32 protein-coding genes are annotated in these 23,161 nt (G+C 75.0%); 13 read left to right on the top strand and 19 right to left on the bottom strand.

Going from position 1 to position 23,161, the window contains the following annotated elements:
• Positions 1 to 30: 30 nt before the first annotated feature.
• Complete coding sequence (locus tag BN344_RS19995; RefSeq protein ID WP_155858938.1) at positions 31 to 198, top strand: hypothetical protein; 168 nt, start codon at positions 31 to 33, stop codon at positions 196 to 198.
• A 13-nt stretch (positions 199 to 211) separates the two neighbouring features.
• Here the strand turns inward: BN344_RS19995 and BN344_RS17810 are convergent, their stop codons facing one another.
• Together BN344_RS17810 and BN344_RS17805 are read right to left on the bottom strand one after the other, a co-directional pair.
• Positions 212 to 589, bottom strand: a complete 378-nt coding sequence (locus tag BN344_RS17810; RefSeq protein WP_040339792.1) for a PaaI family thioesterase — start codon at positions 587 to 589, stop codon at positions 212 to 214.
• A gap of 46 nt (positions 590 to 635) precedes the next feature.
• The gene (locus BN344_RS17805; RefSeq protein ID WP_040339791.1) at positions 636 to 1,148 is read right to left on the bottom strand and encodes a DUF421 domain-containing protein; all 513 of its coding nucleotides are present in this window, start codon (positions 1,146 to 1,148) and stop codon (positions 636 to 638) included.
• 56 nt (positions 1,149 to 1,204) lie between these two features.
• Here BN344_RS17805 and BN344_RS17800 point away from each other — a divergent pair, with 56 nt between their 5' ends.
• The gene (locus BN344_RS17800; RefSeq protein ID WP_040340133.1) at positions 1,205 to 2,095 is read left to right on the top strand and encodes a potassium channel family protein; all 891 of its coding nucleotides are present in this window, start codon (positions 1,205 to 1,207) and stop codon (positions 2,093 to 2,095) included.
• On the opposite strand, the gene BN344_RS17795 is transcribed toward BN344_RS17800, so the two are convergent.
• From BN344_RS17795 to BN344_RS20920, 3 genes are all read right to left on the bottom strand, one after another.
• Complete coding sequence (locus BN344_RS17795; RefSeq protein ID WP_040340132.1) at positions 2,086 to 3,312, bottom strand: cation:proton antiporter domain-containing protein; 1,227 nt, start codon at positions 3,310 to 3,312, stop codon at positions 2,086 to 2,088. The two genes, BN344_RS17800 and BN344_RS17795, sit on opposite strands and share 10 nt — an antisense overlap.
• A 42-nt stretch (positions 3,313 to 3,354) precedes the next feature.
• Entirely contained in the window at positions 3,355 to 3,687 is a 333-nt protein-coding gene (locus BN344_RS20925; RefSeq protein WP_231487004.1) for a hypothetical protein, read from the bottom strand.
• 96 nt (positions 3,688 to 3,783) lie between these two features.
• Positions 3,784 to 4,038 carry a hypothetical protein gene (locus BN344_RS20920; RefSeq protein WP_231487002.1) on the bottom strand — a complete coding sequence of 85 codons (255 nt, stop codon included), beginning with the start codon at positions 4,036 to 4,038 and terminating at the stop codon, positions 3,784 to 3,786.
• Positions 4,039 to 4,184: 146 nt separating this feature from the next.
• Here BN344_RS20920 and BN344_RS17785 point away from each other — a divergent pair, with 146 nt between their 5' ends.
• Both BN344_RS17785 and BN344_RS17780 read left to right on the top strand, forming a co-directional pair.
• Complete coding sequence (locus BN344_RS17785; RefSeq protein ID WP_040339790.1) at positions 4,185 to 4,610, top strand: YciI family protein; 426 nt, start codon at positions 4,185 to 4,187, stop codon at positions 4,608 to 4,610.
• Complete coding sequence (locus BN344_RS17780; protein ID WP_231487000.1) at positions 4,607 to 5,893, top strand: RNA polymerase sigma factor; 1,287 nt, start codon at positions 4,607 to 4,609, stop codon at positions 5,891 to 5,893. Before BN344_RS17785 ends, BN344_RS17780 begins: the two co-directional genes overlap by 4 nt.
• 9 nt (positions 5,894 to 5,902) lie before the next feature.
• Here the strand turns inward: BN344_RS17780 and BN344_RS17775 are convergent, their stop codons facing one another.
• From BN344_RS17775 to BN344_RS17765, 3 genes are read right to left on the bottom strand one after another with little or no spacing between them, the layout of a single operon-like run.
• Positions 5,903 to 6,403, bottom strand: coding sequence for an SRPBCC family protein (locus BN344_RS17775; RefSeq protein WP_040339789.1), 501 nt, complete (start codon positions 6,401 to 6,403; stop codon positions 5,903 to 5,905).
• Between the two features lie 9 nt (positions 6,404 to 6,412).
• Positions 6,413 to 7,036, bottom strand: a complete 624-nt coding sequence (locus tag BN344_RS17770) for a TetR/AcrR family transcriptional regulator (protein ID WP_155858937.1) — start codon at positions 7,034 to 7,036, stop codon at positions 6,413 to 6,415.
• Between the two features lie 47 nt (positions 7,037 to 7,083).
• Positions 7,084 to 7,512 carry a MarR family winged helix-turn-helix transcriptional regulator gene (locus tag BN344_RS17765; protein ID WP_040339788.1) on the bottom strand — a complete coding sequence of 143 codons (429 nt, stop codon included), beginning with the start codon at positions 7,510 to 7,512 and terminating at the stop codon, positions 7,084 to 7,086.
• Between the two features lie 142 nt (positions 7,513 to 7,654).
• Here BN344_RS17765 and BN344_RS17760 point away from each other — a divergent pair, with 142 nt between their 5' ends.
• The 6 genes from BN344_RS17760 to BN344_RS17735 all read left to right on the top strand — a co-directional run bounded on the left by BN344_RS17760 (position 7,655) and on the right by BN344_RS17735 (position 13,711).
• Complete coding sequence (locus BN344_RS17760) at positions 7,655 to 8,677, top strand: iron ABC transporter substrate-binding protein (RefSeq protein WP_040339787.1); 1,023 nt, start codon at positions 7,655 to 7,657, stop codon at positions 8,675 to 8,677.
• A 92-nt stretch (positions 8,678 to 8,769) separates the two neighbouring features.
• Positions 8,770 to 10,272 (top strand): ABC transporter permease, encoded by a 1,503-nt coding sequence (locus tag BN344_RS17755; protein WP_040339786.1) that lies wholly within the window; start codon positions 8,770 to 8,772, stop codon positions 10,270 to 10,272.
• Positions 10,269 to 11,360: an ABC transporter ATP-binding protein gene (locus BN344_RS17750; protein WP_040339785.1), complete on the top strand. Its 1,092-nt coding sequence runs from the start codon at positions 10,269 to 10,271 to the stop codon at positions 11,358 to 11,360. The genes BN344_RS17755 and BN344_RS17750 overlap by 4 nt, the downstream gene beginning before the upstream one ends.
• A 19-nt stretch (positions 11,361 to 11,379) precedes the next feature.
• Positions 11,380 to 12,186: a beta/alpha barrel domain-containing protein gene (locus tag BN344_RS17745; RefSeq protein ID WP_040339784.1), complete on the top strand. Its 807-nt coding sequence runs from the start codon at positions 11,380 to 11,382 to the stop codon at positions 12,184 to 12,186.
• Positions 12,183 to 13,037, top strand: coding sequence for an NAD-dependent epimerase/dehydratase family protein (locus BN344_RS17740; protein ID WP_040339783.1), 855 nt, complete (start codon positions 12,183 to 12,185; stop codon positions 13,035 to 13,037). The genes BN344_RS17745 and BN344_RS17740 overlap by 4 nt, the downstream gene beginning before the upstream one ends.
• Positions 13,034 to 13,711 carry a glycosyltransferase gene (locus BN344_RS17735; protein WP_231486998.1) on the top strand — a complete coding sequence of 226 codons (678 nt, stop codon included), beginning with the start codon at positions 13,034 to 13,036 and terminating at the stop codon, positions 13,709 to 13,711. The genes BN344_RS17740 and BN344_RS17735 overlap by 4 nt, the downstream gene beginning before the upstream one ends.
• A 10-nt stretch (positions 13,712 to 13,721) precedes the next feature.
• On the opposite strand, the gene BN344_RS17730 is transcribed toward BN344_RS17735, so the two are convergent.
• The 8 genes from BN344_RS17730 to BN344_RS17690 all read right to left on the bottom strand — a co-directional run bounded on the left by BN344_RS17730 (position 13,722) and on the right by BN344_RS17690 (position 19,828).
• On the bottom strand, positions 13,722 to 15,179 hold the full coding sequence (locus BN344_RS17730) for a glycosyltransferase family 39 protein (protein WP_051516076.1): 1,458 nt from the start codon (positions 15,177 to 15,179) through the stop codon (positions 13,722 to 13,724).
• A 46-nt stretch (positions 15,180 to 15,225) separates the two neighbouring features.
• Positions 15,226 to 15,528: a hypothetical protein gene (locus BN344_RS17725; RefSeq protein WP_040339781.1), complete on the bottom strand. Its 303-nt coding sequence runs from the start codon at positions 15,526 to 15,528 to the stop codon at positions 15,226 to 15,228.
• Positions 15,525 to 15,971: a GNAT family N-acetyltransferase gene (locus tag BN344_RS17720; RefSeq protein WP_040339780.1), complete on the bottom strand. Its 447-nt coding sequence runs from the start codon at positions 15,969 to 15,971 to the stop codon at positions 15,525 to 15,527. The genes BN344_RS17725 and BN344_RS17720 overlap by 4 nt, the downstream gene beginning before the upstream one ends.
• A gap of 43 nt (positions 15,972 to 16,014) precedes the next feature.
• On the bottom strand, positions 16,015 to 16,869 hold the full coding sequence (locus BN344_RS17715) for an ABC transporter permease (protein WP_040339779.1): 855 nt from the start codon (positions 16,867 to 16,869) through the stop codon (positions 16,015 to 16,017).
• On the bottom strand, positions 16,866 to 17,897 hold the full coding sequence (locus BN344_RS17710) for an ATP-binding cassette domain-containing protein (protein ID WP_081788741.1): 1,032 nt from the start codon (positions 17,895 to 17,897) through the stop codon (positions 16,866 to 16,868). Before BN344_RS17710 ends, BN344_RS17715 begins: the two co-directional genes overlap by 4 nt.
• Before the next feature lie 427 nt (positions 17,898 to 18,324).
• Entirely contained in the window at positions 18,325 to 18,792 is a 468-nt protein-coding gene (locus BN344_RS19260) for a PGPGW domain-containing protein (protein ID WP_155858936.1), read from the bottom strand.
• A gap of 61 nt (positions 18,793 to 18,853) precedes the next feature.
• Positions 18,854 to 19,123 (bottom strand): DUF2277 domain-containing protein, encoded by a 270-nt coding sequence (locus BN344_RS17695; RefSeq protein ID WP_040339777.1) that lies wholly within the window; start codon positions 19,121 to 19,123, stop codon positions 18,854 to 18,856.
• Positions 19,124 to 19,198: 75 nt separating this feature from the next.
• A complete protein-coding gene (locus tag BN344_RS17690) occupies positions 19,199 to 19,828 on the bottom strand; it encodes a hypothetical protein (protein WP_231486995.1) in 630 nt (209 codons plus the stop codon).
• 343 nt (positions 19,829 to 20,171) lie between these two features.
• Between BN344_RS17690 and BN344_RS20915 the strand changes: the two genes are divergently transcribed.
• On the top strand, positions 20,172 to 20,360 hold the full coding sequence (locus BN344_RS20915; protein ID WP_231486992.1) for a hypothetical protein: 189 nt from the start codon (positions 20,172 to 20,174) through the stop codon (positions 20,358 to 20,360).
• A 29-nt stretch (positions 20,361 to 20,389) separates the two neighbouring features.
• A complete protein-coding gene (locus BN344_RS17680) occupies positions 20,390 to 21,286 on the top strand; it encodes an SDR family NAD(P)-dependent oxidoreductase (protein ID WP_040339776.1) in 897 nt (298 codons plus the stop codon).
• A gap of 12 nt (positions 21,287 to 21,298) precedes the next feature.
• On the opposite strand, the gene BN344_RS17675 is transcribed toward BN344_RS17680, so the two are convergent.
• Positions 21,299 to 21,535 (bottom strand): hypothetical protein, encoded by a 237-nt coding sequence (locus tag BN344_RS17675; RefSeq protein ID WP_040339775.1) that lies wholly within the window; start codon positions 21,533 to 21,535, stop codon positions 21,299 to 21,301.
• A gap of 19 nt (positions 21,536 to 21,554) precedes the next feature.
• Here BN344_RS17675 and BN344_RS17670 point away from each other — a divergent pair, with 19 nt between their 5' ends.
• The gene (locus tag BN344_RS17670) at positions 21,555 to 22,184 is read left to right on the top strand and encodes a hypothetical protein (protein WP_040339774.1); all 630 of its coding nucleotides are present in this window, start codon (positions 21,555 to 21,557) and stop codon (positions 22,182 to 22,184) included.
• A gap of 1 nt (position 22,185) precedes the next feature.
• Here BN344_RS17670 and BN344_RS17665 read toward each other — a convergent pair whose 3' ends face one another.
• Both BN344_RS17665 and BN344_RS20910 read right to left on the bottom strand, forming a co-directional pair.
• Positions 22,186 to 22,758, bottom strand: coding sequence for a dihydrofolate reductase family protein (locus tag BN344_RS17665; RefSeq protein ID WP_040339773.1), 573 nt, complete (start codon positions 22,756 to 22,758; stop codon positions 22,186 to 22,188).
• 52 nt (positions 22,759 to 22,810) lie between these two features.
• The coding region (locus tag BN344_RS20910) for a glycerate kinase (RefSeq protein WP_040340125.1) at positions 22,811 to 23,161 on the bottom strand (351 nt) is incomplete at its 5' end.

Genomic DNA, 23,161 nt, shown 5'->3' with positions numbered 1-23,161 from the left:
CGGTCGCGCACGACCTCCGGAGGAGCCGCCATGTCCACCGCCCCGCAGCCCCCACGCGACGACGACCCCGACCTGGCGCACGGGGAGTCGACCGAGGCCGGTCGCAGGCGCGGCCGGTTGCTGATCCCCGCCGTCTTCATCGCGGGGATCGTGCTGATCTTCCTGTTCATCCTGCTGGTGAGCCAGCTCAACCAGTGAGCCGGAGCGCCGCTCAGCGGTGCAGCAGGGCGAACGTGGCGACGGCGTGCCCGATGGCCCGGCCGTCCTGCTCGACGTCGGCCTCGCAGACGGTCAGGTGCTCGCCCTTCGTGCGCACCCGCGCGGTCACCTGCAGCGCGCCCGGCTTGCCCGGCCGCAGGTAAGTCACCGTGAGCTGACTGGTCGCCGGGACGTCGTCGTCCCCGGTGGCCGTGCGCACCGCCGTCCCCATCGCCGTGTCCACCAGCGTGGCGAGCACGCCGCCGTGCAACGTGCCCGCGGGGTTGAGGTGCTCCTCGGTCACCTCGAAGGCGACCCGGGCCGATCCGTCGTCGGCGGCCTCGACCGTCGCGCCCAGTCGTCCCGCGAACCCGCCCCCGTCGTCAGCCATGGAGCGCGGCTACCCGGAGCGGCGGCCGGCACACGCCCGCCGGCGGCTACGCCGCCCGCCGCACCCCGTCGAGGGCCGAACGGTCGCCGGCCTGGGAGGCGGAGATGACGCTGAACGAGCCGTCGGACTCCAGCACCACCGCCGCGACGCTGCCCAGGTCCCCGCTGCCGGTCGCCCGGACGGCCTGCCGGATCTCGTCCTCGGTCACCCGCTGCTCCTTCAGCGCGTGCGGCAGCAGCCGGCCGTCGTCCAGCAGCAGGGTGGGCCGCGCCGTGACCACCGACCGGCCGCCCGGCAGGTGGGTGGTCGTCCAGGCCACCGCGAACTGCAGGAACGCGAGCAGGGCCAGCGCCGTCGCGCCTTCGGCCCAGGACACGTCGCTGCTCAGCAGGATGGTCGCCAGCGTGGAGCCGAGCGCCACGCTCACCACCCAGTCGAAGGCGTTGAGCTTGCTGAGCGTGCGCTTGCCGGTCGCCCGGAGCACCACGATCACGGTCACGTAGGCGGCGGCGCCCACGGCGAGGACGCGGACGATGTCGGACCAGGAGTCGAACCACATGAGAGGAGCCCTACCCCGTCCGGCCGGATGACCCGTCCTTTGGCAGGGTGACCGGGGTGGCATGGCTCGACTGGTCGATCACCGCGGCGGGGGTCCTCGTCGTCCTGGTCGCGCTGCGGGACATCTTCCACACGCTGTGGCACCCCAGCGGCCGCGGCAGCATCAGCTCGCGGGTCATGCGTGCCGTGTGGTGGGTGGGTCGACACCTGCGGAAGCGTGGTGGTGCCGGGGTGCAGACCGGCCCGGTCGCCCTCGGCGCCGTGATCCTCGCCTGGATCGTGTTGCTGGTGACCGGCGGCGCCCTGGTCTACGGGCCGCACCTGCCCGAGGGGTTCGTCTTCCAGAGCGGGCTGGACGTCAGCGAGCGCAGCGAGGTGCTGGACGCGGTCTACCTCTCGACCGTCACCCTCGCCACGCTCGGCTTCGGGGACGTCGTGCCGGTGAGCGGCTGGCTGCGGATCGCGGTGCCGGTGCAGGCGCTGATCGGGTTCGCCCTGCTGACGGCGTCGGTGACCTGGGTGCTGCAGGTCTACCCGGCGCTGATCCGGCGGCGCGCGTTCGCCGTGCGGCTGGCGCAGCTGCGCGCGGTCCCGGCCGAGGAGCTGCTGCACGACCCCGACTCCAGCGTGGCCGCGCCGCTGCTGGAGAGCCTGGCGGGAACGCTGGCGCAGGTGCGTGTCGACGTCACGCAGTACACCGAGACGTTCTACTTCCGGGACGGCGACGAGGAGGCCGCGTTGCCGGCGATGCTCGGCGTCGCCGCCGGCCTCGCGCACGCCGGTCATTCCGCTCCTCGGCGGGACGTCCGGATCGCGGCCGGACTCCTGCAGGCGGCCATCGACGACTTCGCCCACGTCCTGGACGAGCAGTTCCTGCACGTCGGCGGGTCGACCGACGAGGTGCTGGCCGCCTACGCCCGCGCCCACGACTACGCCGGTCAGGACTGAGCGCCGGCCTCCTGCCGGTCGGCGGCCCGGCGGTACAGGACCCGCCCGGGCGCCGCGGTGACGCCGTGCACCACCGTGCTCGCCGCGACGACCAGGGTGCCGGCGGCCAGGACGGTCGGGTCGGCGCCCAGTCGCTCGGCCTCCATCGACAGGTAGAACAGCGCGGAGACCCCGATCGGGCCGAACCAGCCCAGGTGGACGGCGTCGGGCAGCCCCAGCCGCAGCGGGCGGCGCACCAGCAGCAGGACCGGTAGGCGGCGGAACAGCAGGACGGCGACGGCCAGCGCCGGACCCTGCCAGCCGAGGTCGGCCCACGCCGACCAGGGGAGGGCCGCCCCCACGGCGATGAACAGGGGGATCACCAGGAAGCGGTTGATCGCCTCGTCGATCGGGGCGTCGGTGGTCCGCTCCGGGCCCGAGGCCACCAGGTTGAACGCCAGGCCGCAGACGAACACCGCGAGCACGCCGTCGACCTTGATGATCCCGGAGAGGCCGAGGACCGCGAAAGCGAGGACGACGGTGAACAACGCCAGCGGACCGTGGTCGGTGGACCCGTGCTCCTCGCCGGCGCGCAGGGCCCGGCCACCCAGCCAGCCGAGCGCTGCCCCCACGACCACGGCGCCCGCCACCTGCCACAGCGACTCCAGGAGTGCCTCCCCGCCGGACAGGGGCCCGGCGAGCGCCACGGCGAGCAGGACCAGCGGCAGCGCCAGGCCGTCGTTGGCACCGGACTCCAGCGACAGGAGCTGCCGGTCCCGGGCCGGCAGGTCCTCCTCCGCGGGCCCGCCGGTCACGACGTTGGAGGCGAGCACCGGATCGGTCGGGCACAGCGCGGCGCCCAGCAGTGCGGCCGCGCCCAGTCCCAACCCGAGGAAAGCCGCGGAGAGCCCGGCGGTGACGACCGCCATGGCCGGCATCGCGACGGCGACCAGCAGCAGGACCGGACGAAGCCGCGACCGGGCGTCGCCGAACGGGTACCTCAGCGCCACCGACATGACCGAGATGGCCAGCAACAGCCGGGTCGCCGTGTGCAGCCAGGTCTGGTCCTCGGTCATCGGCGCCACGGGGAGCAGGTCGAGCACGGCGGGGCCGATCGCGATCCCCACCAGCAGCCCGACGAGCGGTTCCGACACGGGGAGCCGGCGCAGCCGGGTCGACAGCGCAGCCACCCCGATGGCGAGCAGGCCGCCGGTCAGCAGCAGTACGTCGGTGGTCATCGCACCGCCCTTCCCGGTTGCCCGGCCGATCATGCGGGCCGGTCAGGCGGCCGGATCAGCGGTCGCCGGCCGGTTCCGCTCCAGGAAGTACGCCCCGAGGGCTCCGGCCACGGTGGCGAAGACGGCCACCGAGTAGACGGCGAGGACGACGTCGAGGAAGCGCGCCAGCCCGCTGTCCGCGGAGAGCGGTCTGGCACTGACCGTGGCGAGGGCGGCGTCGTACAGGGCCACCGCGTAGTCGCCGTAGTCGCCCAGGACGTACAGCAGCTGGCTCGCGGCGAGGATGACGACGCCGGTGACGGCACCCAGCCAGCCGATCCGTCCGGAGAGCAGGCGGCCCGCCGATCGCGAGCCCCGGACCGCTGCCGAGAGCACGCCTCCGACGCGGGCCGTCCTCGCCACCCGCGCGAAACGCAGGAACGTGAGTGCGCGGAAGAACCGGAGGAACGGGATCGCCAGGAAGATCAGCTGTCACCAGTTGCGGGCCCAGAACCGGCGCTTGTCCTGCGCGGACCCCGCCCGGTAGACGAATTCGGCCACGAAGACGACCCAGGCCACCCAGCCGAACACGGTCAGGGCGGTCACGAGCCAGGGCTCCTCGGCCAGCGACTGCCCCAGCACCACCAGCACGAAGACCAGCCCCAGGATCCCCATCGGCTTGTCGAGCCGCCGGGCCAGGCCTTCGGCCTCGGGGGTCTCGTCGTGGACCGTCTCCTGTCTCTCCATGGGGTGCGCCTACCCCGTGAGGGCGCTCCCGGAAGTTTCTTCCACGGTCGTGTCGATTCCGGCGGGGCCCGATCGACGGAAAGGTAGAGCGGAACCCGCGCCGGTCACGAGGACCGGCTCCCGTTCGGATCGACAGGAGGAGTCCGATGCGCGTCATGGTGATCGTCAAGGCGACCGAGGCCAGCGAGCGGGGCGAGATGCCGAGCACGGGGATGCTCGAGGCGATGGGCGCCTACAACGAGGAGCTGGTCAAGGCCGGGATCATGCTGGACGGCGACGGTCTGCGCCCCAGCTCGCACGGGGCCCGCGTGCGGTTCGACGAGCAGGGCGGGGCCACGGTCGTCGACGGCCCGTTCACCGAGACCAAGGAGCTGGTCTCCGGCTACTGGGTCTGGGAGGTGTCCTCCAAGGAGGAGGCCGTCGAGTGGGCGCGGAAGGCGCCGTTCCGCGGCGGTGAGCTGGAGATCCGCCCCTTCTCCGTGCCGGAGGACTTCGGCGACGCCTTCACGCCCGAGCTGCAGGAGAAGGAGGACCGGCTGCGCGAGGCGACGGCGCAGCAACGCGGCGCGTGAGCACGCCCCCGTCGCCCGCGGCGTCGACGAACCTGCACAAGGTCGTCGACGCCGTCTGGCGCATGGAGTCCGCCCGGATCGTCGGTGCGCTGAGCCGGGTCACCGGCGACGTCGCCCTGGCCGAGGACCTCGCCCAGGACGCGCTGCTCGCCGCGCTGGAGCAGTGGCGGGACACCGGCGTGCCGGCCAAGCCGGGCGCCTGGCTGATGGCGACGGCGAAGCACCGGGCGATCGACACCTTCCGGCGCTCGGAGAACCTGCAGCGCAAGACCGCCCTGCTCGGCCGGGAGCTCCAGGAGGCCGAGGAGCCCGACTGGGCCGCCGAGCTCGACGAGGTCGTCGAGGACGACGTCCTGCGGCTGGTCTTCATCTCCTGCCACCCGGTGCTCTCGCGCGAGGCCCGCGTGGCCCTGACCCTGCGACTGGTCGGCGGCCTGACCACCGACGAGATCGCGCGGGCCTTCCTCGTGCCGGAGAAGACGCTGGCGCAGCGCATCGTGCGGGCCAAGCGGACTCTGAGCGCCGCGCGGGTGCCGTTCGAGATGCCGGCGGGGGAGGACTTCACCGCCCGCCTCTCCTCGGTGCTCGAGGTGATCTACCTGATCTTCAACGAGGGCTACTCGGCCACCGCCGGCGAGGACCTCGTGCGCCCCGCCCTGTGCCAGGAGGCGCTGCGGCTCGGCCGCGTCCTGGCCGGGCTGGTGCCGGGCGAGCCCGAGGTGCACGGACTGGCCTCCCTCATGGAGATCCAGGCCTCCCGGCTCGCCGCGCGGGTGGGCGCCGACGGCGAGCCGGTGCTCCTGGCCGACCAGGACCGCAGCCGCTGGGACCGGGTCCTCGTCACCCGCGGGCTGGCCGCGCTCGAGCGCGCCGAGGCGTCCGGCCGCGCGCTCGGGCCCTACGCGCTCCAGGCCGCGATCGGCGCCTGTCACGCGCGGGCCCGGAGCGTCGAGGAGACCGACTGGGTGCGCATCGCCGCCCTCTACGAGGCGCTGGCCGAGCTCACCGGTTCGCCGGTCGTCGAGCTCAACCGGGCGGTGGCCGTCTCGCGGGCGTACGGCCCCGGCACGGCACTGGAGCTGGTCGATGCGCTCACCGACGTGCCGGCGCTGCGCGGCTACCACCTGCTGCCCACCGTGCGCGGCGACCTGCTGGAGCAGCTCGGTCGCCGCGACGAGGCGCGGGCGGAGTTCGAGCGGGCCGCGTCCCTGACCCGCAACGAGCGGGAACGGACGCTGCTGCTCGACCGTGCGGTCGCCTGCGCCCCGCCGCTGCACGGCTGAGCGCCGCGGTCAGCCGGGGCCCGGACCAGGCGTCGATGCGGCCTCGGCGGTGGACCGCAGCCGCTCCAGCGTCGTCTGCATCCCCTCGCGCAGCAGGGTCCGCCGGTCGCCGCCGCGGAACACCTTCTCGATGACGAACCAGCCGATCCGCGTGAGCGGCCGCACCACCTCGTAGCTCTCGGTGACCCGCGTTCCGCCGTCGACCGGCTCGAACCGGTAGCGCCACGCGATCGTGCCGGCGAACGGCTCGGTGCGAGCGAAGGCGAACTCGCGGCCCGGCTCCGCGGCGACGACGACCGGCCGGTTCCGCCAGGTCTTCCCGTGCTCGTTCCGGTTCACCGCCTCGAACCGCGCCCCGAGGGCAGGGCCCTCGGCGCCGTCGAGCCATCGGCAGCTGACGATGTCGGGGCTGAACTCCGGCGTCCGGGTCACGTCGGCGACGAGGGCGTAGACCTCGTCCGGGGCAGCGGCGACGACGGTGCTCAGCTCGTCGCGGTCCAGCGTCTGCATGGCGACTCCTCAGGGGGTGTGGGCGGAGAGGAACAGGTCGATCGCTGCGTCGGTGAGCCGGCTGAAGCCGCCCTCGGCGAACGGTGCGCCGGGCTGGTTGGCCAGCTGCTGGGAGATCACGCCGCTGAGCACGATCGTCCACATGCGGACGGCGTCGTCGCTGGTGGCGGTGGTAGCGAGCTCGCCGCGCCGCACCGCCTCGGCGAGGTGGGTCCGCAGGTCGTCCATCGAGCGGACGGACCCCTCGAACACGGCGGGCGAGGGCTCGAACCCCGGTACCGGGCGCCAGTGCAGGAGCTGCGCCAGTGCGGGGTTCTCGACGGCCCAACGGACGATCGCACGCCCCCCGGCGCGCAGCGTCGGCACGCCGGGGGCCGCGCCCGACGCCGCGGCGCGCATGGCGGCCTCCTGCGCGGCCAGCCCCCGGGCGAACAGCGCGTCGTAGAACGCGTGCCGGGAGGGGAAGTACTTGTAGAGCGACGGGCCGCGGATCCCCATGCGGCGGGCGACCTCGGAGACGCTGAGGGCGCCGACGCCCTCGGCCGTCATGAGCTCCTCGGCGTGGTCCAGCGCCTCGGCCATCACGCCCGCCCGCCGCCGTTCCACCCGACCGAGGCTTGAGTCCGTAGCCACGGCTAGAGGGTGTAGCCGATCGCTCCCGTGGTCAAGAGGATCCGGTGTCAGTCCGGGCCGGCGTTCTCCTCGAGCTGGGCCAGGACGCCGCGCAGTCTCGCGACCTCGTCGTCGGCCAGGCCGGCGCGCAACCGCCCGTCGAAGGCGGCCGCGATGCGCCGCAGCCGCAGGAACAGCTGCCGCCCGGATTCCGTCACGGACACCTGGACGGCACGACGGTTCGACGGATCGCGCTCGCGGACGACCAGCCCGTCGCGCTCCAGCCCGTCCAGGTGGTGGGTGAGCGTCGGCTGCCGGATCCCGACCGCCGTGGCCAGCTCGGCCTGCGTACGGTGCTCCGCCCCGTCCAGCGCGAGCAGGACGCGCCACGTGGGCAGCGAGCCGCCCGCCGCGGCCAGGGAGCGGTCGAAGGCCCGGCTCAACTCCCGCGCGGTGCGGGCGATCAGGAGGTGGAGGAAGTCGTCCGCGGACTGCACCCGTCGACATTAGACGGCTAACAGTGAGACGTCTAAGGGTGATGCCGGGGGGCTGTCCGGTGGTTGCGGGGACGAGTCATGCTTAGGTGTGCCTTGCCTATCGGCCGGGCATCCACCGGCCCCGAAGCAGGAGGACCTCCACGTGACCAGCCCGCGCCGGGTGCTCACCGCTCTGCTGACCTCGACCGCCGTCGTCGGCGCCCTGGCCGCCTGCGGGGACTCCGAGGCGTCGGACGCCCCGACGCTCACCGTGTACAGCGCCCAGCACGAGAGCCTCGTCCGCACGATGCTCGAGGGTTTCACCGACGAGACCGGCATCGAGCTCGAGTTCCGCGACGCCAACGACTCCGAGCTGGCCAACCAGATCGTCCAGGAGGGCGAGGCCTCGCCGGCCGACGTCTTCCTCACCGAGAACAGCCCCTCCATCGACGTCGTCGACAAGGCCGGGCTCCTCGCGCCGCTGGACGAGGCAACCCTGGAGCAGGTGGGGGAGCAGTACCGGCCCTCGTCGGGCAACTGGGTCGGCTTCGCCGCGCGCTCGACCGCGCTGATCTACAACCCCGACGAGATCGCGGAGGGCGACCTGCCCGCCTCCATGCTCGACCTCGCCGACCCGGCCTGGGAGGGGAAGGTCGCCATCGCCGCGGGCGGCGCGGACTTCCAGGCGATCGTCAGCGCGGTGCTCGCGATCGAGGGCGAGGAGGCCACCCGCGCCTGGCTGGAGGGCCTCGAGCGCAACGCCGAGATCTACGCCAGCAACACCGCGATCATGAAGGCCGTCGACGAGGGCGAGGTCCCGGTCGGCATCACCTACCACTACTACTGGTTCCGCGACCAGGCCCAGGACGGCCTCATCGGCGACGACGCCCGGCTGCACTACTTCGGCAACCAGGACCCGGGTGCCTTCCTCAGCGTCTCCGGTGCGGGGGTGCTCGCGTCCTCCGACCAGCCGGAGGAGGCGCAGCGCCTGGTCGAGTACCTGACGGCCCGGGCCGCGCAGGAGCGCCTCGCGGACAGCAGCGCCCTCGAGTACGCCGTCGGCAACGGGGTCGCCTCCGCCGAGGCGCTGCCTCCGCTGGACGGCCTGGACGCACCGGTCGTCGACCCGGGGTCGCTCGACGCCGCCCGGGTCACCGAGCTGATGCAGGACGTGGGGCTGCTCTGACCACTCCGACGCTGCGGGTCCCGGACCCCGGTGCGCCGCTCCCGGCGGACCGGGGTCCCCGCGCGTCCGGGCGCGCTCCGACCCGCTCGCCGGTGACCCTGGCGCTGGCGGTCGGTGTCGCGGCCCTCGCCCTGCTCCCGCTCGGCTACATCGTCTGGTACTCCGCCGACCTCGGCTGGTCCGGCGTCCGGGAGCTGGTGTTCCGGCCCCGGGTCGGCGAGCTGCTCTGGAACACCTCCCGCCTCGTGGCCGGAACGGTCCTGTGCTGCGCGGTCCTCGGCGTCGGCGCGGCCTGGCTGGTCGAGCGCTCGTCGGTTCCCGCGCGCCGGGTCTGGCACGTCCTCCTGGTGGCGCCGCTGGCCGTGCCGGCGTTCGTGCACAGCTACGCGTGGATCTCGCTGCTGCCGGGTCTGGACACCTATGCCGGCGCGCTGCTGGTGGTGACGCTGGCCTACTTCCCGTTCGTCTACCTGCCGGTGGCCGCGGCCTTCCGCGGACTGGACCCGGCGCTCGAGGAGACGGCCCGCGGCCTGGGCCTGTCCACCTGGGCGGTCTTCCTGCGGGTGCAGCTGCCGCAGCTGCGGGTGGCGCTGCTCGGCGGCAGCCTGCTCGTCGCGCTGCACCTGCTCGCCGAGTTCGGCGCGCTGCAGATGCTGCGGTACCCGACCTTCACCACCGCGATCTACGACCAGTACCGCGCCACCTTCAACGGCCCGGGCGCGACCATGCTGGCCGGCGTCCTGGTGATGCTGTGCCTGGTCCTGCTGCTGGCCGAGATCCGGCTGCGCGGCCGGCGGGGGTACGCCCGCACCGGACGAGGGGCCGTGCGCCCCGGCCGGCCGATCGCGCTGCGCGGCCTCACCGCACCGGCCCTGCTGGCGCTCACCGCGCTCGTGGGGCTGTCGCTGGCCGTCCCGCTGGGCAGCCTCGGCTACTGGATGTCGCGGGGCGCGTCCGCCGCCCTGGACTGGGACGTCGTCGCCACCACCACGGGGACCACCCTCGGCCTGGCCGCGGTCGCCGCCGTGGTGACGACGGCGCTGGCGCTGCCCACCAGCTGGCTGGCGGTTCGGGCACGCGGCCGGCTCGCCACGCTGCTCGAGCGCAGCACCTACCTGGGCAGCTCCGTGCCCGGGATCGTGGTCGCCCTCGCGCTGGTGACCCTGAGCATCCGGGTCACCCCGTGGCTGTACCAGACGGTCCCCGTCCTGCTGGCTGCCTACGCGATCCTCTTCCTGCCGCGGGCCATCGTGACGGTGCGTGCGGCGGTGGAGCAGGCGCCGCCCCTGTACGACGACGTCGCGGCGTCCCTCGGCGCCTCGGCGCCCGACCGGCTGCGCCGCGTCACGCTGCCGCTGCTCGCGCCCGGCATCGGCGCCGGCGCCGCGCTGGTCTTCCTGGCGGTCGTCACCGAGCTGACCGCCACCCTCCTGCTCGCCCCGACCGGGACGCGCACGCTGGCGACGGCCTTCTGGTCGGCCAGCAGCGCCCTCGACTACGCGGCGGCCGCCCCCTACGCGGTGATCATGGTGCTGCTCTCGGCGCCCGCCACCGTCCTGTTGTCCCGCGACGCCCGACGAGGTCTGACGACATGAGCTCCCTGACCGTGACGGACCTGGCGAAGTCCTTCGCCGCGACCCCCGTGCTCACCGGGGTGGACCTGCACGTCCCGAGCGGCAGCTTCACCGCGCTGCTCGGGCCCTCGGGCTGCGGCAAGACCACCCTGCTCCGGCTCGTCGCCGGCTTCGAGGAGCCCGACAGCGGCACCGTGTCGGTCGGCGACCGGGTGGTCGCCGGGGGACCCGGTCGCAGCGTCCCCGCCCGCCGGCGCGGCATCGGGTTCGTGCCGCAGGAGGGCGGGCTCTTCCCGCACCTCACCGTGGCCGGGAACATCAGCTTCGGGCTGCCCCGCCGGCTCCGGCGCGACGGCGGCCGGGTGCGCGAACTGCTCGCGCTGGTCGGGCTGGACGCCGTCCTGGCCGACCGCTGGCCGCACCAGCTCTCCGGCGGCCAGCAGCAGCGCGTGGCGCTCGCCCGCGCCCTGGCGCCCGAGCCGTCCCTGGTGCTGCTCGACGAGCCCTTCTCCTCGCTGGACTCCACCCTGCGCGAGGAGACCCGGCTGGCCGTCTCCGCCGCGCTGGACGCGACCGGTGCCACCGCGGTGCTGGTCACCCACGACCAGGCCGAGGCGCTGTCGATGGCCGACCAGGTGGCGGTGCTGCGCGACGGCCGGCTGGTCCAGCTGACCGACCCCCGCACGCTCTATCGCAGCCCGCAGGACCTCGACGTGGCCACGTTCGTGGGCGAGGCCGTCGTCCTCGACGCCGACGTGCGCGGCGGGACGGCGCACTGCGTCCTGGGCCCGGTCCCGGTCGAGGGCGGCCACCCCGACGGCCCGGCGCGGCTGCTGCTGCGGCCGGAGCAGCTGCGGCTCGCGCCTCCGACCGCGGCGCCGGCGGCGGCGGTGGTGGCCCGGGTCGGCGGCGTCGACTTCTACGGGCACGACGCCCGCGTGTGGCTGACCCTGCCCGGCGGGGGAACCGTCAGCGCCCGGCTGGACGGCGCGGAGCTGCCCACGGCCGGGGAGGACGTCGCCGTGACCGTGCGCGGGTCGGCTCTGGCCTTTCCGCCCGCGGGCGGCCACCGGCCACGTCAGGACCCGCTGGCGCCCGTCGGCGTTTAGGGCAGCCTAAGCTCCTCCCGTGGACCTCTTCCTCTTCAGCGTCGACCCCTCCTGGGGTTCCGACGTCGTCTCCGCCGGTGCGGCCGGGATCGTCGTCGACTGGGAGCGGCGGGGGAAGGAACGGCGGCAGCTCGGCGAGGGCACCCAGATCAGCACCGACACCCCCGAGGACCTGTCGCGGATGCGGGCCGCGACCGACGGCCGGGTCATCTGCCGCATCAACGGCTACGGCGCCTGGACGCGGGACGAGGTCGAGGACGCCGTCGACCGCGGGGCCGACGAGCTCCTGCTGCCCATGGTCCGCACGACCGACGACGTCGACCGGACGCTGGACCTGGTCGCGGGCCGCTGCGGGCTCGGCATCCTGGTCGAGACCCAGGACGGCGTCGACCGGGCCGCCGCCCTCGCCCGGCGCCCGCTGTCCCGGATCTACGTGGGGCTCAACGACCTGCGCATCGACCGCGGGTCCGACCAGCTCTTCCGGCCACTCGTGGACGGCACCGTGGAGTCGGTCCGCGCCGCGGTGTCGCAGCCCTTCGGCGTCGGCGGGATGACGCTGCCCGGGGGCGGTTTCCCCGTGCCCAGCGAGGTGCTGGCCGCCGAGCTCGTGCGTCTGCGCACCGACTTCACCTTCCTGCGGCGCTCCTTCACCGCCGACATGCAGGGCCGCGACCCGTGGGTCGAGGTCCCCCGGCTGCTGGGCTTCCTCGACGCGCTGGCGCAGGCGGATCCGGGGGAGGTGGCCGCGGACCGGCAGCGGCTGCTGGCGGCGACCGGTGCGGCGGCCCCGGCCCCGGCGCCCGCCGTGCTGGGTCGGCCCGCGTGAGAGCGCTGGTCACCGGTGCCGGTGGCTTCGTCGGCCGGCACCTGGTCCGGCGGCTGCGCGCCGACGGCTGGGACGTCGTCCCGCTGGTGCGCGACCACGTCGACCTCACCGACGCCGTCGCCGCGGCGGCGGCGGTGCGCTCGGCCGATCCGGACGTCGTGTTCTCGCTCGCGGCCGGCCGCGCGAAGGCGACGGCCGCCGAGCGGGCCGCGACGGTGGCGGTCAACACCAGCCCGTGGCTCGTGGACGCGCTGCCCGACCGGTGCCGCACCGTGGTGCGACTGGGCTCCTCGACCGAGTACGCGGCCTCTCCGGAACCGCTCACCGAGCAGGCCGCGCTGGAGCCGCGGGGCTTCTTCGGCGCCACCAAGGCCGCCGGCTCGCTGCTGCTCCAGGCGGCGGCCGCGGAGCGCGGGGTCCGCGCCGCGGTCCTCCGGGCGTTCCAGGTCTACGGCCCCGGTGACCACCCGACCCGGCTGGTCCCCGTCGTCCTCGAGGCGGCGCGCTCCGGCGGCACCGTGCCGCTGCCCTCGCGGATCAGCCGCCGGGACTGGGTGTGGGTCGGTGACGTGGTGGACGCGTGCGTGCGCGCGGCCGCCGACGACTGCCTGCCGCCGGGCGTGGTGCTGAACATCGGCACCGGCACGCAGACCAGCACCGAGGAGCTCGTGGCGACCGCCGCCCGCGTCACCGGCCGGCCGATCGCCACCGCCCCGGGCGCCCATCCGGGTCGGCACTGGGACACCGCCGACTGGGTCTGCGACCCCACCGCGGCCCGCCGCCTGCTGGGCTGGGCGCCGACGGTCGACCTGGCCGAGGGGCTGGCCCGGACGTGGGCGGCCGGGGCGTGAGGATCGCGGTCGTCGTGCCGGTCCACGGCAACGAGGCCACCCTGCGGCCGCTCGCCGAGCGGCTCGCCGCGGCGCTCGACGGCCGGGACTGGCGGCTGCGGCTGGTGATCGACGCCTCGCCGGACGACAGCGCCGCCGTCGCCGGCGGCCTCGCGGCGGAGGACCGCCGGATCGGCGTCACCGTGCTGCCGGTCAACGGCGGCCAGCACGCGGCGATCGCGCGCGGCCTGGCCGCCGAACCGTCGGCCGACGCGTGGGTCTGCCTCGACGCCGACCTCCAGGACCCGCCCGAGGCCGTGCCCCTGCTGCTGGACCGGCTGGCCGTGGGCGACGTCGCCGCGGTCTTCGCCGGCCGGCGCGGGCACTACGAGTCCGCGCTGCGGCGGCTCACCGGCACCCTGCACCGGCGGGTGGCGGCCCGGCTCACCGGCCTGCCCCCCGACGCCGGCGCCTTCCTCGCCATGGGGCCGGCGGTCCGCGACGTCGTCGTCCCCGCGGTGCTCGACGGTCGCGCGCCCAGCGTCGTCCTGGCGGTGGCGCTGGCCCGCGCGCCGGTCTGCAGCCTCCCGGTCGAGCGGGACCGGCGTCCCGAGGGCCGATCGGCGTGGACCGGCCGGGCCCGGCTGCGTCAGTCGCTGCGGTCGCTGGCCTGGGCGCTGCGCTCCGCGCGCTGAGCGCCCCGGGTCACCGCGTCCAGAGCTGCAGGACCAGGCGGGTCTGGGTGCCGCGGAACTCCTGCTCCTCGGTGAGCTCCAGACCGGCCTCCTCCAGGATCTCGTCGTCGTCGGTGGGCTCCGGGACCCCGTCGATGAGCCGGCGGACCAGCCAGACGCGGTCGGCGTCGGCCGGGGCGTCGTCCGGCGGCAGGATCACGTCGGGCCGCAGCCGGGGCTCGAGGACGCGCACGTAGTGGTCGAGCCCGATCGCGGAGCGCTGGTCGGCGGCCACCACCGGTTCGCCCGCCACCTGGAGGTCGGCCAGCGTGCGCACGAGGTCGTCCGCGCGTTCCCGCGGCTCGCGGCCGGCCAGCGAGACGCTGCCGAGCAGGGCGCAGACGAGCAGCAGCCCGGCCATCGGGGCGCGGGCCGCGCGCGGGACGGCCAGGGCGCCGGCGGCGGCGAGAACGCCCAGGCCCAGCACGGCGGCGAGCACGTAGCGCGGGTGGTAGACCGGCCGGACCAGCTCGGCGGCGACCAGCAGCAGCAGGGGCACGCACAGCCACGCCGTCCCGAGGACCCGCAGCTCGCGGCCCCCACGGCCGCCGCCGCGCAGCGCGCCGATGACCGCGAACCCGACGGCGAGCCAGAGCAGCGGCGTGCGTCCGCCGGCCCACGCCTCCAGGGCGTAGCCGAGCAGGCGGCCGTCGGTGTCGCGCAGGTGCTCGGCGTTGCGCGATCCGGTGCCGTTGAGCAGGTTGAGCCCGACCAGCAGGCAGGTGGGCAGGGCGGCGGCTGCCCCCACCAGGACCACCGGCAGGGCGCGGCGGCCCCGGAGCACGACGGCGGCGACGACGAACGCCGCCAGGACGGTGACCGCGTACCAGTGCGCCAGCCCCATCCCAGCGCCGGCCAGCCCGAACAGCAGCAGTCCGCGGGGCGGCTCCTGCACCCATCGCACGAGGCCGAGCGCGGCCGCGCCGGTGGCCAGGACGACCAGTCCGTAGCTGCGCGCCTCCACCGACTGCTGGAGCAGCAGCGGGCTCGCGGCGAGCACCAGGCCGGCGAGGACCCCGGTCGCCGTGCCGGCCAGCCGGGCGACGGCCCGCGTGACCAGCGCGAGGCCGCCGGCCGTGGCGAGGACGGAGAGGACGCGCAGCGCGGTGTCGCCGCCCAGGCCCGGTACGGACATCCAGGCGTGCACCACCACGTAGTACGGCGCGTTGTAGGACGGCGGGACGCCGTCGAGGTAGCTGGTCACCCCCTCGCCCTGCACGATCGCCGACACGATCTCGCCCAGCGGTCGGCGGCCGACCTCCGCGGTGAACAGCTCGTCGAACCAGAGGCCGTGGCCGGGGAGCAGCAGGAGCGTCGCGAGCGCGAGCAGCAGGGCCGGCGGGAGCAGCTCGACCGGCGACCAGCGCGGACCGCTCCGGACCGCCGGTGCGACGTTCTCGGGGGCGGGGTCCGCCCGGGTCGCCGTCACGCCCCGAGGCTAGGCGATGACCGGCCGTGCACCGGAGGAGGACCGCTCAGGGCAGCCGGGCGGCGAGGATCGCGGCGACGGCCAGCGCGTCCGCGCTGACGGGTTCATGGTCCGCCGCGCTCCGCAGCCAGGCCGCCAGCGGGCCGGCGAGCGCGGGGGAGAGGGCGGCGATCCAGACGCCCGACGCCGCCCGCGCCTCCGCGACGTGCTCGGTGCCGCCGTCGGGGCCGTGCGCGATCACCTCGGGCCGCGAGGCGAGCAGGCCGCCCAGCCGCCACTCCCCGGGTGTCGCCCGCGCCGCCAGCAGCTCCAGCCGGTCGGCGACGTCGCGCAGCACGTCCCCGCTCATGCCGGTTCCCGGCGCATCGGCACGTGCGGAATGCCGTCCTCGACGTAGCCGGGACCGCTGCGCCGGAAGCCGAACCGCTCGTACCAGCCCTCGAGGTGCGCCTGGGCGCCGAGGGTGAGCGGCCGGTCGCCGTGGTCGGCGATGCCCTGCTCGATGAGCCGGGCGGCCAGCCCGCGCCCGCGGAACGCCGGAGCGGTGGCGACACGCCCGATCGCCCGGGTCGGCCCGTCGTCGAGCACCCGGATGGTGGCTGCGACCTCGCCGTCGGCCTCGAACCACAGGTGCTCGGTCGCAGGCTCGAGGTCGCGGCCGTCCAGCTCCGGATAGGGGCACTGCTGCTCCACCACGAAGACGTCGACCCGCAGCCGGCACAGCCGGTAGACCTCGTACGGGCCGAGATCGGCGAACCGCGCCCGGCGGAGGAGGAGCTGGCCGGCTGTCATGCGTCCTTTGTAGCCGAGGCCCGATCGGAGCCACGGCGCGCGCTCACGAGCGGTTGCCGTACCGGCGCATGGTCAGCGGGCCGAGCACCGCCACGAGCAGGATCGCCCAGCCGAAGACCATGAGCACCTCGTTGCCCACCGGGTCGCCGTGCATGAGCCCGCGGATCGCCGTCACCAGGTGCGACACCGGGTTGACGTCGACGAAGCCCTGCAGCCAGCCGGGCATGGTCGCGGGGTCGACGAAGATGTTGCTGCCGAAGGTCAGCGGCGTGATGACCAGCATGCTCCAGCCCATCACCGCGTTCGGCGTCTGCAGGCGCAGGGCCAGGAACGTCCAGATCCAGCCCAGGGCGAAGGCGAACACCAGCAGCAGGCCGACGGCGGCCAGCACGCCCAGCGGGCCACCGTCCGGGCGGAAGCCGAGCAGCAGCCCCAGGCCGATCACGACCGCCGACGCCAGCATGAAGCGCAGGACGTCGCCGAGCAGTGCGCCGACCAGGGCCGAGGGGCGCCACACCGGCAGCGAGCGGATCCGGTCGAAGACGCCCTTCTCGATGTCGGTGTTCAGCGCGACGCCGGTGTACATCGTGATCATGAGGATGCTCTGCACCAGGATCCCGGGCAGGAAGAACTGGATGTAGGCGTCCACCGAGCCGGCCAGCGCCCCGCCGAACAGGAACGTGAAGATCAGCGTCATCATCACCGGGAAGGCGGTGACGTCGAACAACTGCTCGGGCACGTGCTTGATGCGCAGCAGCGTCCGCCAGCCGAAGGTGGCCGACGCGGCGAGCGGGCCCTGCGGGCGCGGGCGGGCGCCGGCGACGAGGGCCTCGTGCACGGCCGTCGTGTCGGGCGCCCAGGTGGACGCGGCCGGGCGCGGGGTGTCGACGGCGGTCATGCCGGGCCCTCCTCGGAGGCGGTGGGGTCGGTCGTCGGTGCGGTCTCGGCCACGTGGCCGGTGAGGGCGAGGAACACCTCGTCCAGGCTGGGCTGGCCGAGGGCGTACTGGGCCAGGCCGATGTCGGCGTCGGCGAGCGCGGCGAGCGCCCGGGCCACGGGGCCGGCGTCGGCGACGGTGGCGGTCAACCCGGCCGGGTCGCCCTGCTCGCGGACCTCGGTGCCGAGCACCCGCTGCAGCAGGTCGCGGGCGGCGGCGCGCTGCCCGGGGCGGAGCACCCGCACCTGCAGCGTGCCGGTGCCCACGGACGCCTTGAGCTCGCCCGGGCTCCCCTCGGCGATCACCCGGCCGGTGTCGATGACCGAGATGCGGTCGGCGAGCTGGTCGGCCTCGTCGAGGTACTGGGTGGTGAGCAGCACCGTCGTCCCCCCGCGGACCAGCGCCCGGATGACGTCCCACACCTGGTTGCGGCTGCGCGGGTCGAGCCCGGTCGTGGGCTCGTCGAGGAAGATCAGGTCCGGCCGGACGACGATGCTCGCCGCGAGGTCGATGCGGCGACGCATGCCGCCGGAGTACTTCTTCACCTGCTTGTCGGCGGCGTCGGTGAGGCCGAAGGCGTCCAGCAGCTGCTCGGACCGCGCCCTGCCCTCGGCACGCGGGTAGCCGAGCAGGCGGGCCAGCAGCCGCAGGTTCTCGTCCCCGCTGAGGTCCTCGTCCAGGGAGGCGAACTGGCCGGTGAGGCTGACCCGGGCCCGCACCGCGTCGGCCTCGGAGACCACGTCGTGGCCGAACACCCGCGCCGTCCCGGCGTCGGGGCGGATCAGCGTGGCGAGCATCCGGATGGTGGTCGTCTTGCCCGCCCCGTTGGGCCCGAGGAAGCCGTGCACCCCGCCGCGCGGGATGAGCAGGTCCACGCCGTCGACGGCGCGGGTGGACCCGAACGTCTTGACCAGGCCGTGCGTCTCGATGGCCGGCGGGTCCCCCGCGCCCGCGGACCCCCGCACCAGGACGTCCTCCGCGATCGTCACTGCGCCTCCCGAGCTCCCGCGGCGGCCGGGGAGGCCGCACAGCAGGTAGGACGACGGCCGGTCGCGGAACTCATCGGCGGTCGGGAACCGTGTCGGCCTGGGACGGCGGATGACGGGTCGGTGGCGCCGGCGGAGCGTCCAGGTGCGGACGGCACAGGGTGCGCCCGGCGTGGGTAAGGACCGCGCATGTCGATGTCGATGCCGTTCGAACCGAACCTGGGAACTCCTGACGAGGGCATCCCGGCCGCCGATCCCGGTGCCGGAGCGCCGCCGCCCGCGGAAGGTTTCGGAGTGTCGGGGGAGGAACCCGACCGGCCCGAGGAGGCAGCGGCGGACGATGCCGGCCCCCCGACGGTGCCTCCGGATGACGTGCCGTTCCGCACGCCCGACCCGAGCGAGCTCGGACCGTCCTAGGGAGGGCAGGAGGTCAGAGGCCGAGCGCGGTCGTCGCCTGGTCCACCAGCTGGTAGTGGCCGACGGCCCAGAAGACCACGCCCGCGGCGGCCAGCCCACCGACGGTGACGGCGAGCGAGGTGGCCGGGTGCTGCCTGGCGTGCGCCCAGGCGTCCGACGCCTTGCGCTTGAACGTGGTGAAGAAGCGGCGGGCCCAGTCGAACTCGGTGGACCAGATCCACAGGCCCAGCAGGACCGGCGGGATCGTGAGCGGCCCGGGGAGGACGCTCAGGGCCAGCCCCAGCAGCACGAACAGCAGGCCGCCGACGAAGACGCCGATGCGCCAGGCCAGCGCGATCTGCCGATTGGCGTGCACCCGCGCGCGGAAGGAGCCCGGGCGCACCTCGCGCGGCCGGCCCAGGCCGTCGGAGCACTCCGGGCACCGAGTCGACCCGCTGCGCGTGGGAGGAGTGGCGGCGGACGTGGCGGGGGACGCGGTCATGCGCGGGTCGTACCCCGGGGGCGGGAGCGCCACTCCCGTTGTGCGCAACCGAAATAGCGCCTCAGGTTCCGTAGCGGAGGGCGGCCCGCTCCCGCGCCTTGGCCGCCTCGACCTCCCGGTCCTTGGGTGGCGCGGTCGTCACGAGGGAGTCGAGCAGGCGGGCCGAGACCGCGGCGACCTCCTCGACCGCCCGATCGAACGCCTCGGCGTTCGCCCGGGACGGCTTGGTGGTGCCGCTGATCTTGCGCACGTACTGCAGCGCGGCGGCCCGGACTTCGTCCTCGGTCGCGGGCGGCTCGAAGTTCGACAGCGGACGGATGTTCCGGCACATGCCGCCGAGCGTAGATAGAGGACCCCGTCCTCCCCACCCCTCGCAGGCTCGGGGCGGTGCCCTGGACGGGGCCGATCAGCGAAATCCGACGCGGTCGACCTTGCGGTGGAAGCGGTCGCCGAGCTTGCCGCCCAGCACGGCCCCGAGCAGCGTGGCCAGCACGATCGCCACCAGCGTGAGGACGCCGCCGGTGGTGGCCGTTCCCTCCTCGATCGGGATGCGGGGCAGGTCCAGCTCCTGCAGCACGTTGTACTGCGCGCCGAGGATCGCGCCGGCCGCGGCCAGGACCAGGACGACGACCAGACCGATCGCCCAGACGGCGAGGCCCTGACGGACGCCGTCGAACCGGGCCATCCGCCCGGCCACGTAGCCGCCGGCCAGGTAGGCGAGGAAGAGGACGACGAGGACGGCGATGGCGCCACCGAGGCCGATCGTCTCGGCCTGCTCGGCCGCCTCGTCCGCGGTGTTCACGCCCTGCGCCAGCCCGAACGCGACACCGGCGGCGCCGAGCAGGGCGATGAGCAGCACGGCCAGGCCGTTGGCCGAGAGCCAGCCGAAGAACGCCGCGCCCCACTGGACGCCGCCGAAGCTGGCGCGCTGGGCGGCCACCGCCTCCCGGGCGTCGCCGCCGGCCGGCGGGTTCTCCACCGCGGGCTGTACCGCGGTGCGGTCGCTGTCGGGCAGGGTGGCGTCGGTGCCGGCCATGGACGGACTCCTTCGTGGATCGTGCGGCGATCCCCCCGGACCTGCAGTGGGTGGCCGTCCCGCCGGGCAGGCAAACGGATCGGGGACCCGGTTCCCCCGGACGAGCGAACGAGCGGAGTCGTCGTGACCGTGCTGCTGGTGGACGCCGCCAACGTGGTGGGCGCACGCCCCGACGGCTGGTGGCGCGACCGCGCCGGCGCGGCCACTCGGCTGCTGGTCCGGCTGGCGACGTTGCCGGGGCGGACGCTGGCCGGCCCCGACGGCGGCAGGCTCGAGTGCGTCGCCGTCGTCGCCGTCGTCGAGGGGCAGGCGCGGTCGGCCCCGGCCCCCGAGGGGGATCGAGGTGGTGCGGGCCGCCGGCAGCGGGGACGACGCCGTGGCGGCCCGGGCCGGCGAACTGGCCGCCGGGGGAGTGCCGGTCCTCGCCGTCACCGCGGACCGCGGGCTGCGCGCGCGGCTGCCCCCGGGGGTGGCCGTGACCGGACCCGGCTGGCTGCTGGCCCGGCTGGACGAGATCGCGCCGTCCGCATGACCCGCGACCGGCGAGGGTAGGCCGGGCAGATGCCGATCCCTTCCGACGGTGCTCCGCTGAGCGCCCTGGTCACCGGTGCGTCCAGCGGCATCGGGCGCGCCACCGCCGTCGAGCTGGCCGGCCGCGGCGCGCAGCTGGTGCTCATGTCCCGCGGCCGGGAGTCCCTCGAGGAGGCCGCCGAGGAGGCGCGCGCCGCGGGGGCGGGGGCCGTCGTCGTCTGCGCCGGCGACGTGACCGACGAGGACGCCGTCCGTGCCGCCGTCGCCACCGCCACCGGGCGCTTCGGGCGGCTGGACGTGGTCGTGCACTCCGCGCAGGTGATGGCCTACGGCACCATCGAGGAGGTGCCGCGGGAGGTCTACGAGACCGTGGTCGACACCGCCCTGCACGGCACCGCCAACGTCGCCCGCGTCGTCCTCCCGGTCTTCCGCGAGCAGCACGCCGGGCACCTCGCGGTGGTCAACTCGCTGCTGGGCAACGTCGCCACCCCGCTGATGGGCAGCTACGTGGCCGCCAAGTGGGGGCAGCTCGGGCTCGTGCGCACTCTGCAGCAGGAGACGCGGGACGAGCCGGGGATCTCGATCTCGATCATCCAGCCCGGTGGGGTCAACACCCCCATCTACAGCCAGGCCGCGTCGTGGACCGGGAACACCGGCCGCCCGCCCCCGCCGGTCTACTCGCCGGTCCGGGTGGCCCGTAGCGTGCTGTCGACGCTGGACCGGCCGCGGCGGGTCGTGCAGGCGGGCGTGTTCAACCCGCTGATCACGGCGGGCTTCCGCATGCTGCCCGGCGTCTACGACGCCCTGGTGGGACCGCTGCTGCAGCAGCTGGCCGTCTCCAAGGACGAGGTGCCACCCACCACCGGCAACGTCCTGGAGTCCCAGCCGGCGGGCAACGCCACCGAGGGGCCCTGGCGCAGCATCTGAGGAACGCCCGGCTCAGCGCCTGCGCAGCAGCCGGGCGACCCGGTGGCCTCGGCCGGCGCGCAGCTCGGCGATCGTCGGCGTCGGCTCCGGGTCGGGGACGACCGCGAGGGCGGCGTGCCGCTCGTGCAGACGCGCGCGGACGTCGTCGGGCGTGAGGGCCCGGCGCTGGCGCTCGTTGCGGGCGAGCACCGCACCGGTGGCGGCGACACCGGCGAGGCCGGCCAGTCCGAGCAGCTTCCAGGGGCGCACGTCCGTAACGTAGCGCCCCGTGCCTGCGCTTCCACTCGACGAGGCGGTCGACCTGACCCGGACCGGGGACGTCTGGATCTTCCGCGGGGTCTCGGTTGCCGACACCGCGATCCGCGTGGTCACCAACGCGCCGGTCAACCACGTCGGGATGGCGGTCGTGATCGAGGACCTGCCGCCGCTGCTGTGGCACGCCGAGCTGGGGCGCTCGCTGCCCGACGTCTGGACCGGCGAGCACCAGCGGGGCGTGCAACTGCACGACCTGCGCGACGCCGTCACCACCTGGCGGCTGAAGTACGGGCAGCAGGCCTTCCTGCGGCAGCTCGTCGGCCCCGCCGACGACGGCGGGGTCACCTACGAGATGGAGGACGCGGTCCTGCGCACCGTGGCCCGGCTCGACGGCAAGCCGTTCCCGACCACCCGTGGCCTGGCGTCGGGGTGGATCAACGGGCGGCTGCGCCGGCGCACCTCGGCGGAGGCGGTCTACTGCGCCGAGCTGGTCGCGGCGACCTACACCGCGATGGGGCTGCTACCCGCCTCCCGCCCGCAGAACTGGTACGACCCGGGCAAGTTCTGGTCCGGCGACGACCTCGGGCTGCTCCAGGGCGCGAAGCTGGGCGAGGAGATCCCGGTGGGCGGGCCCTCCGCCTGACTCAGCGGCGCACCCGGTAGGTCGACTGGACCATGCCGCCGGGGAAGGACTGCGTGCGCACGTGCTCGAGCGGGATGTCGGCGGCCAGCTCCCCGAACGGCGTCAGCCCCGTCCCGATGAGGACCGGTACCCGCGACAGGGTGAGGTCGGTGATCAGCCCGGCCCGCAGGAACGCGTGCACCGTCCGGCCGCCGTCGACGTACACCCGGCGGGCACCGGCCGCGGCGAGCGCGGCCACGGCCTCGTCCAGCGAGCGGTGCACGGTGGTGCGCGGATCGGCGCCAGGTTCGAGCGTCGTGCTCAGCACGTGCACCGGCCTGCCCTGGTAGGGCCACTCGGCGAACGGGGCGATGAACTCGTACGTGCTGCGGCCCATCACGAGCGCGTCGACGCCGGAGACGAACTCGCCGAAGCCGAAGTCGCCGCCCGCGCCGTCGTCGGGCAGGGGTGCGTTCCCGTCGTCGGGCGGGCCGCCGCCGTCGGCGTCCAGGAAGGAGAGGGTGCCGTCGAGCCGGGCGATGAACCCGTCGACGCTCATGCCGAGGAAGACGTGTCCGGAGAAGGGTGCGTCCATGTAGTCGAGGGTGCCGCGGCGGTACGACAGTTCCGGCGCTCCGGCCGACGGCTCACCTCGCCAGCGTGCGGGCCAGCTCGGCCCCGGCCCGGCGCAGCCAGCGCTCCGGCTCGGCCAGGGCCGCCTCGACCGAGCCCGCCAGCCCGACCAGGGTGACGGCGCCGGCGAACGCGGCCGTCGAGGTCGTCGCGCTGCCCGCCACGAGCAGGACCGGCAGGTCCCGCTCCCGCGCCAGCGAGAGCAGGTGGGACGGCGCCTTCCCGGCGGCCGTCTGGTCGTCGAAGCGGCCCTCCCCGGTCACCACCACGTCGGCGTCGTCCGCCAGCCGTGGCAGCCCGGCGGCGTCGCCGACCGCGGCCGCACCCGACGCGAGCTCGGCCCCCCAGAGCGCCAGGCCGAAGCC

This window comes from Candidatus Blastococcus massiliensis AP3, assembly GCF_000582785.1.
Classification (GTDB): Bacteria; Actinomycetota; Actinomycetes; order Mycobacteriales; family Geodermatophilaceae; genus Blastococcus; species Blastococcus massiliensis.
The sequence above is the reverse complement of the archived record's forward strand: the minus strand, read 5'-3'. Positions and strand labels throughout refer to the sequence as shown.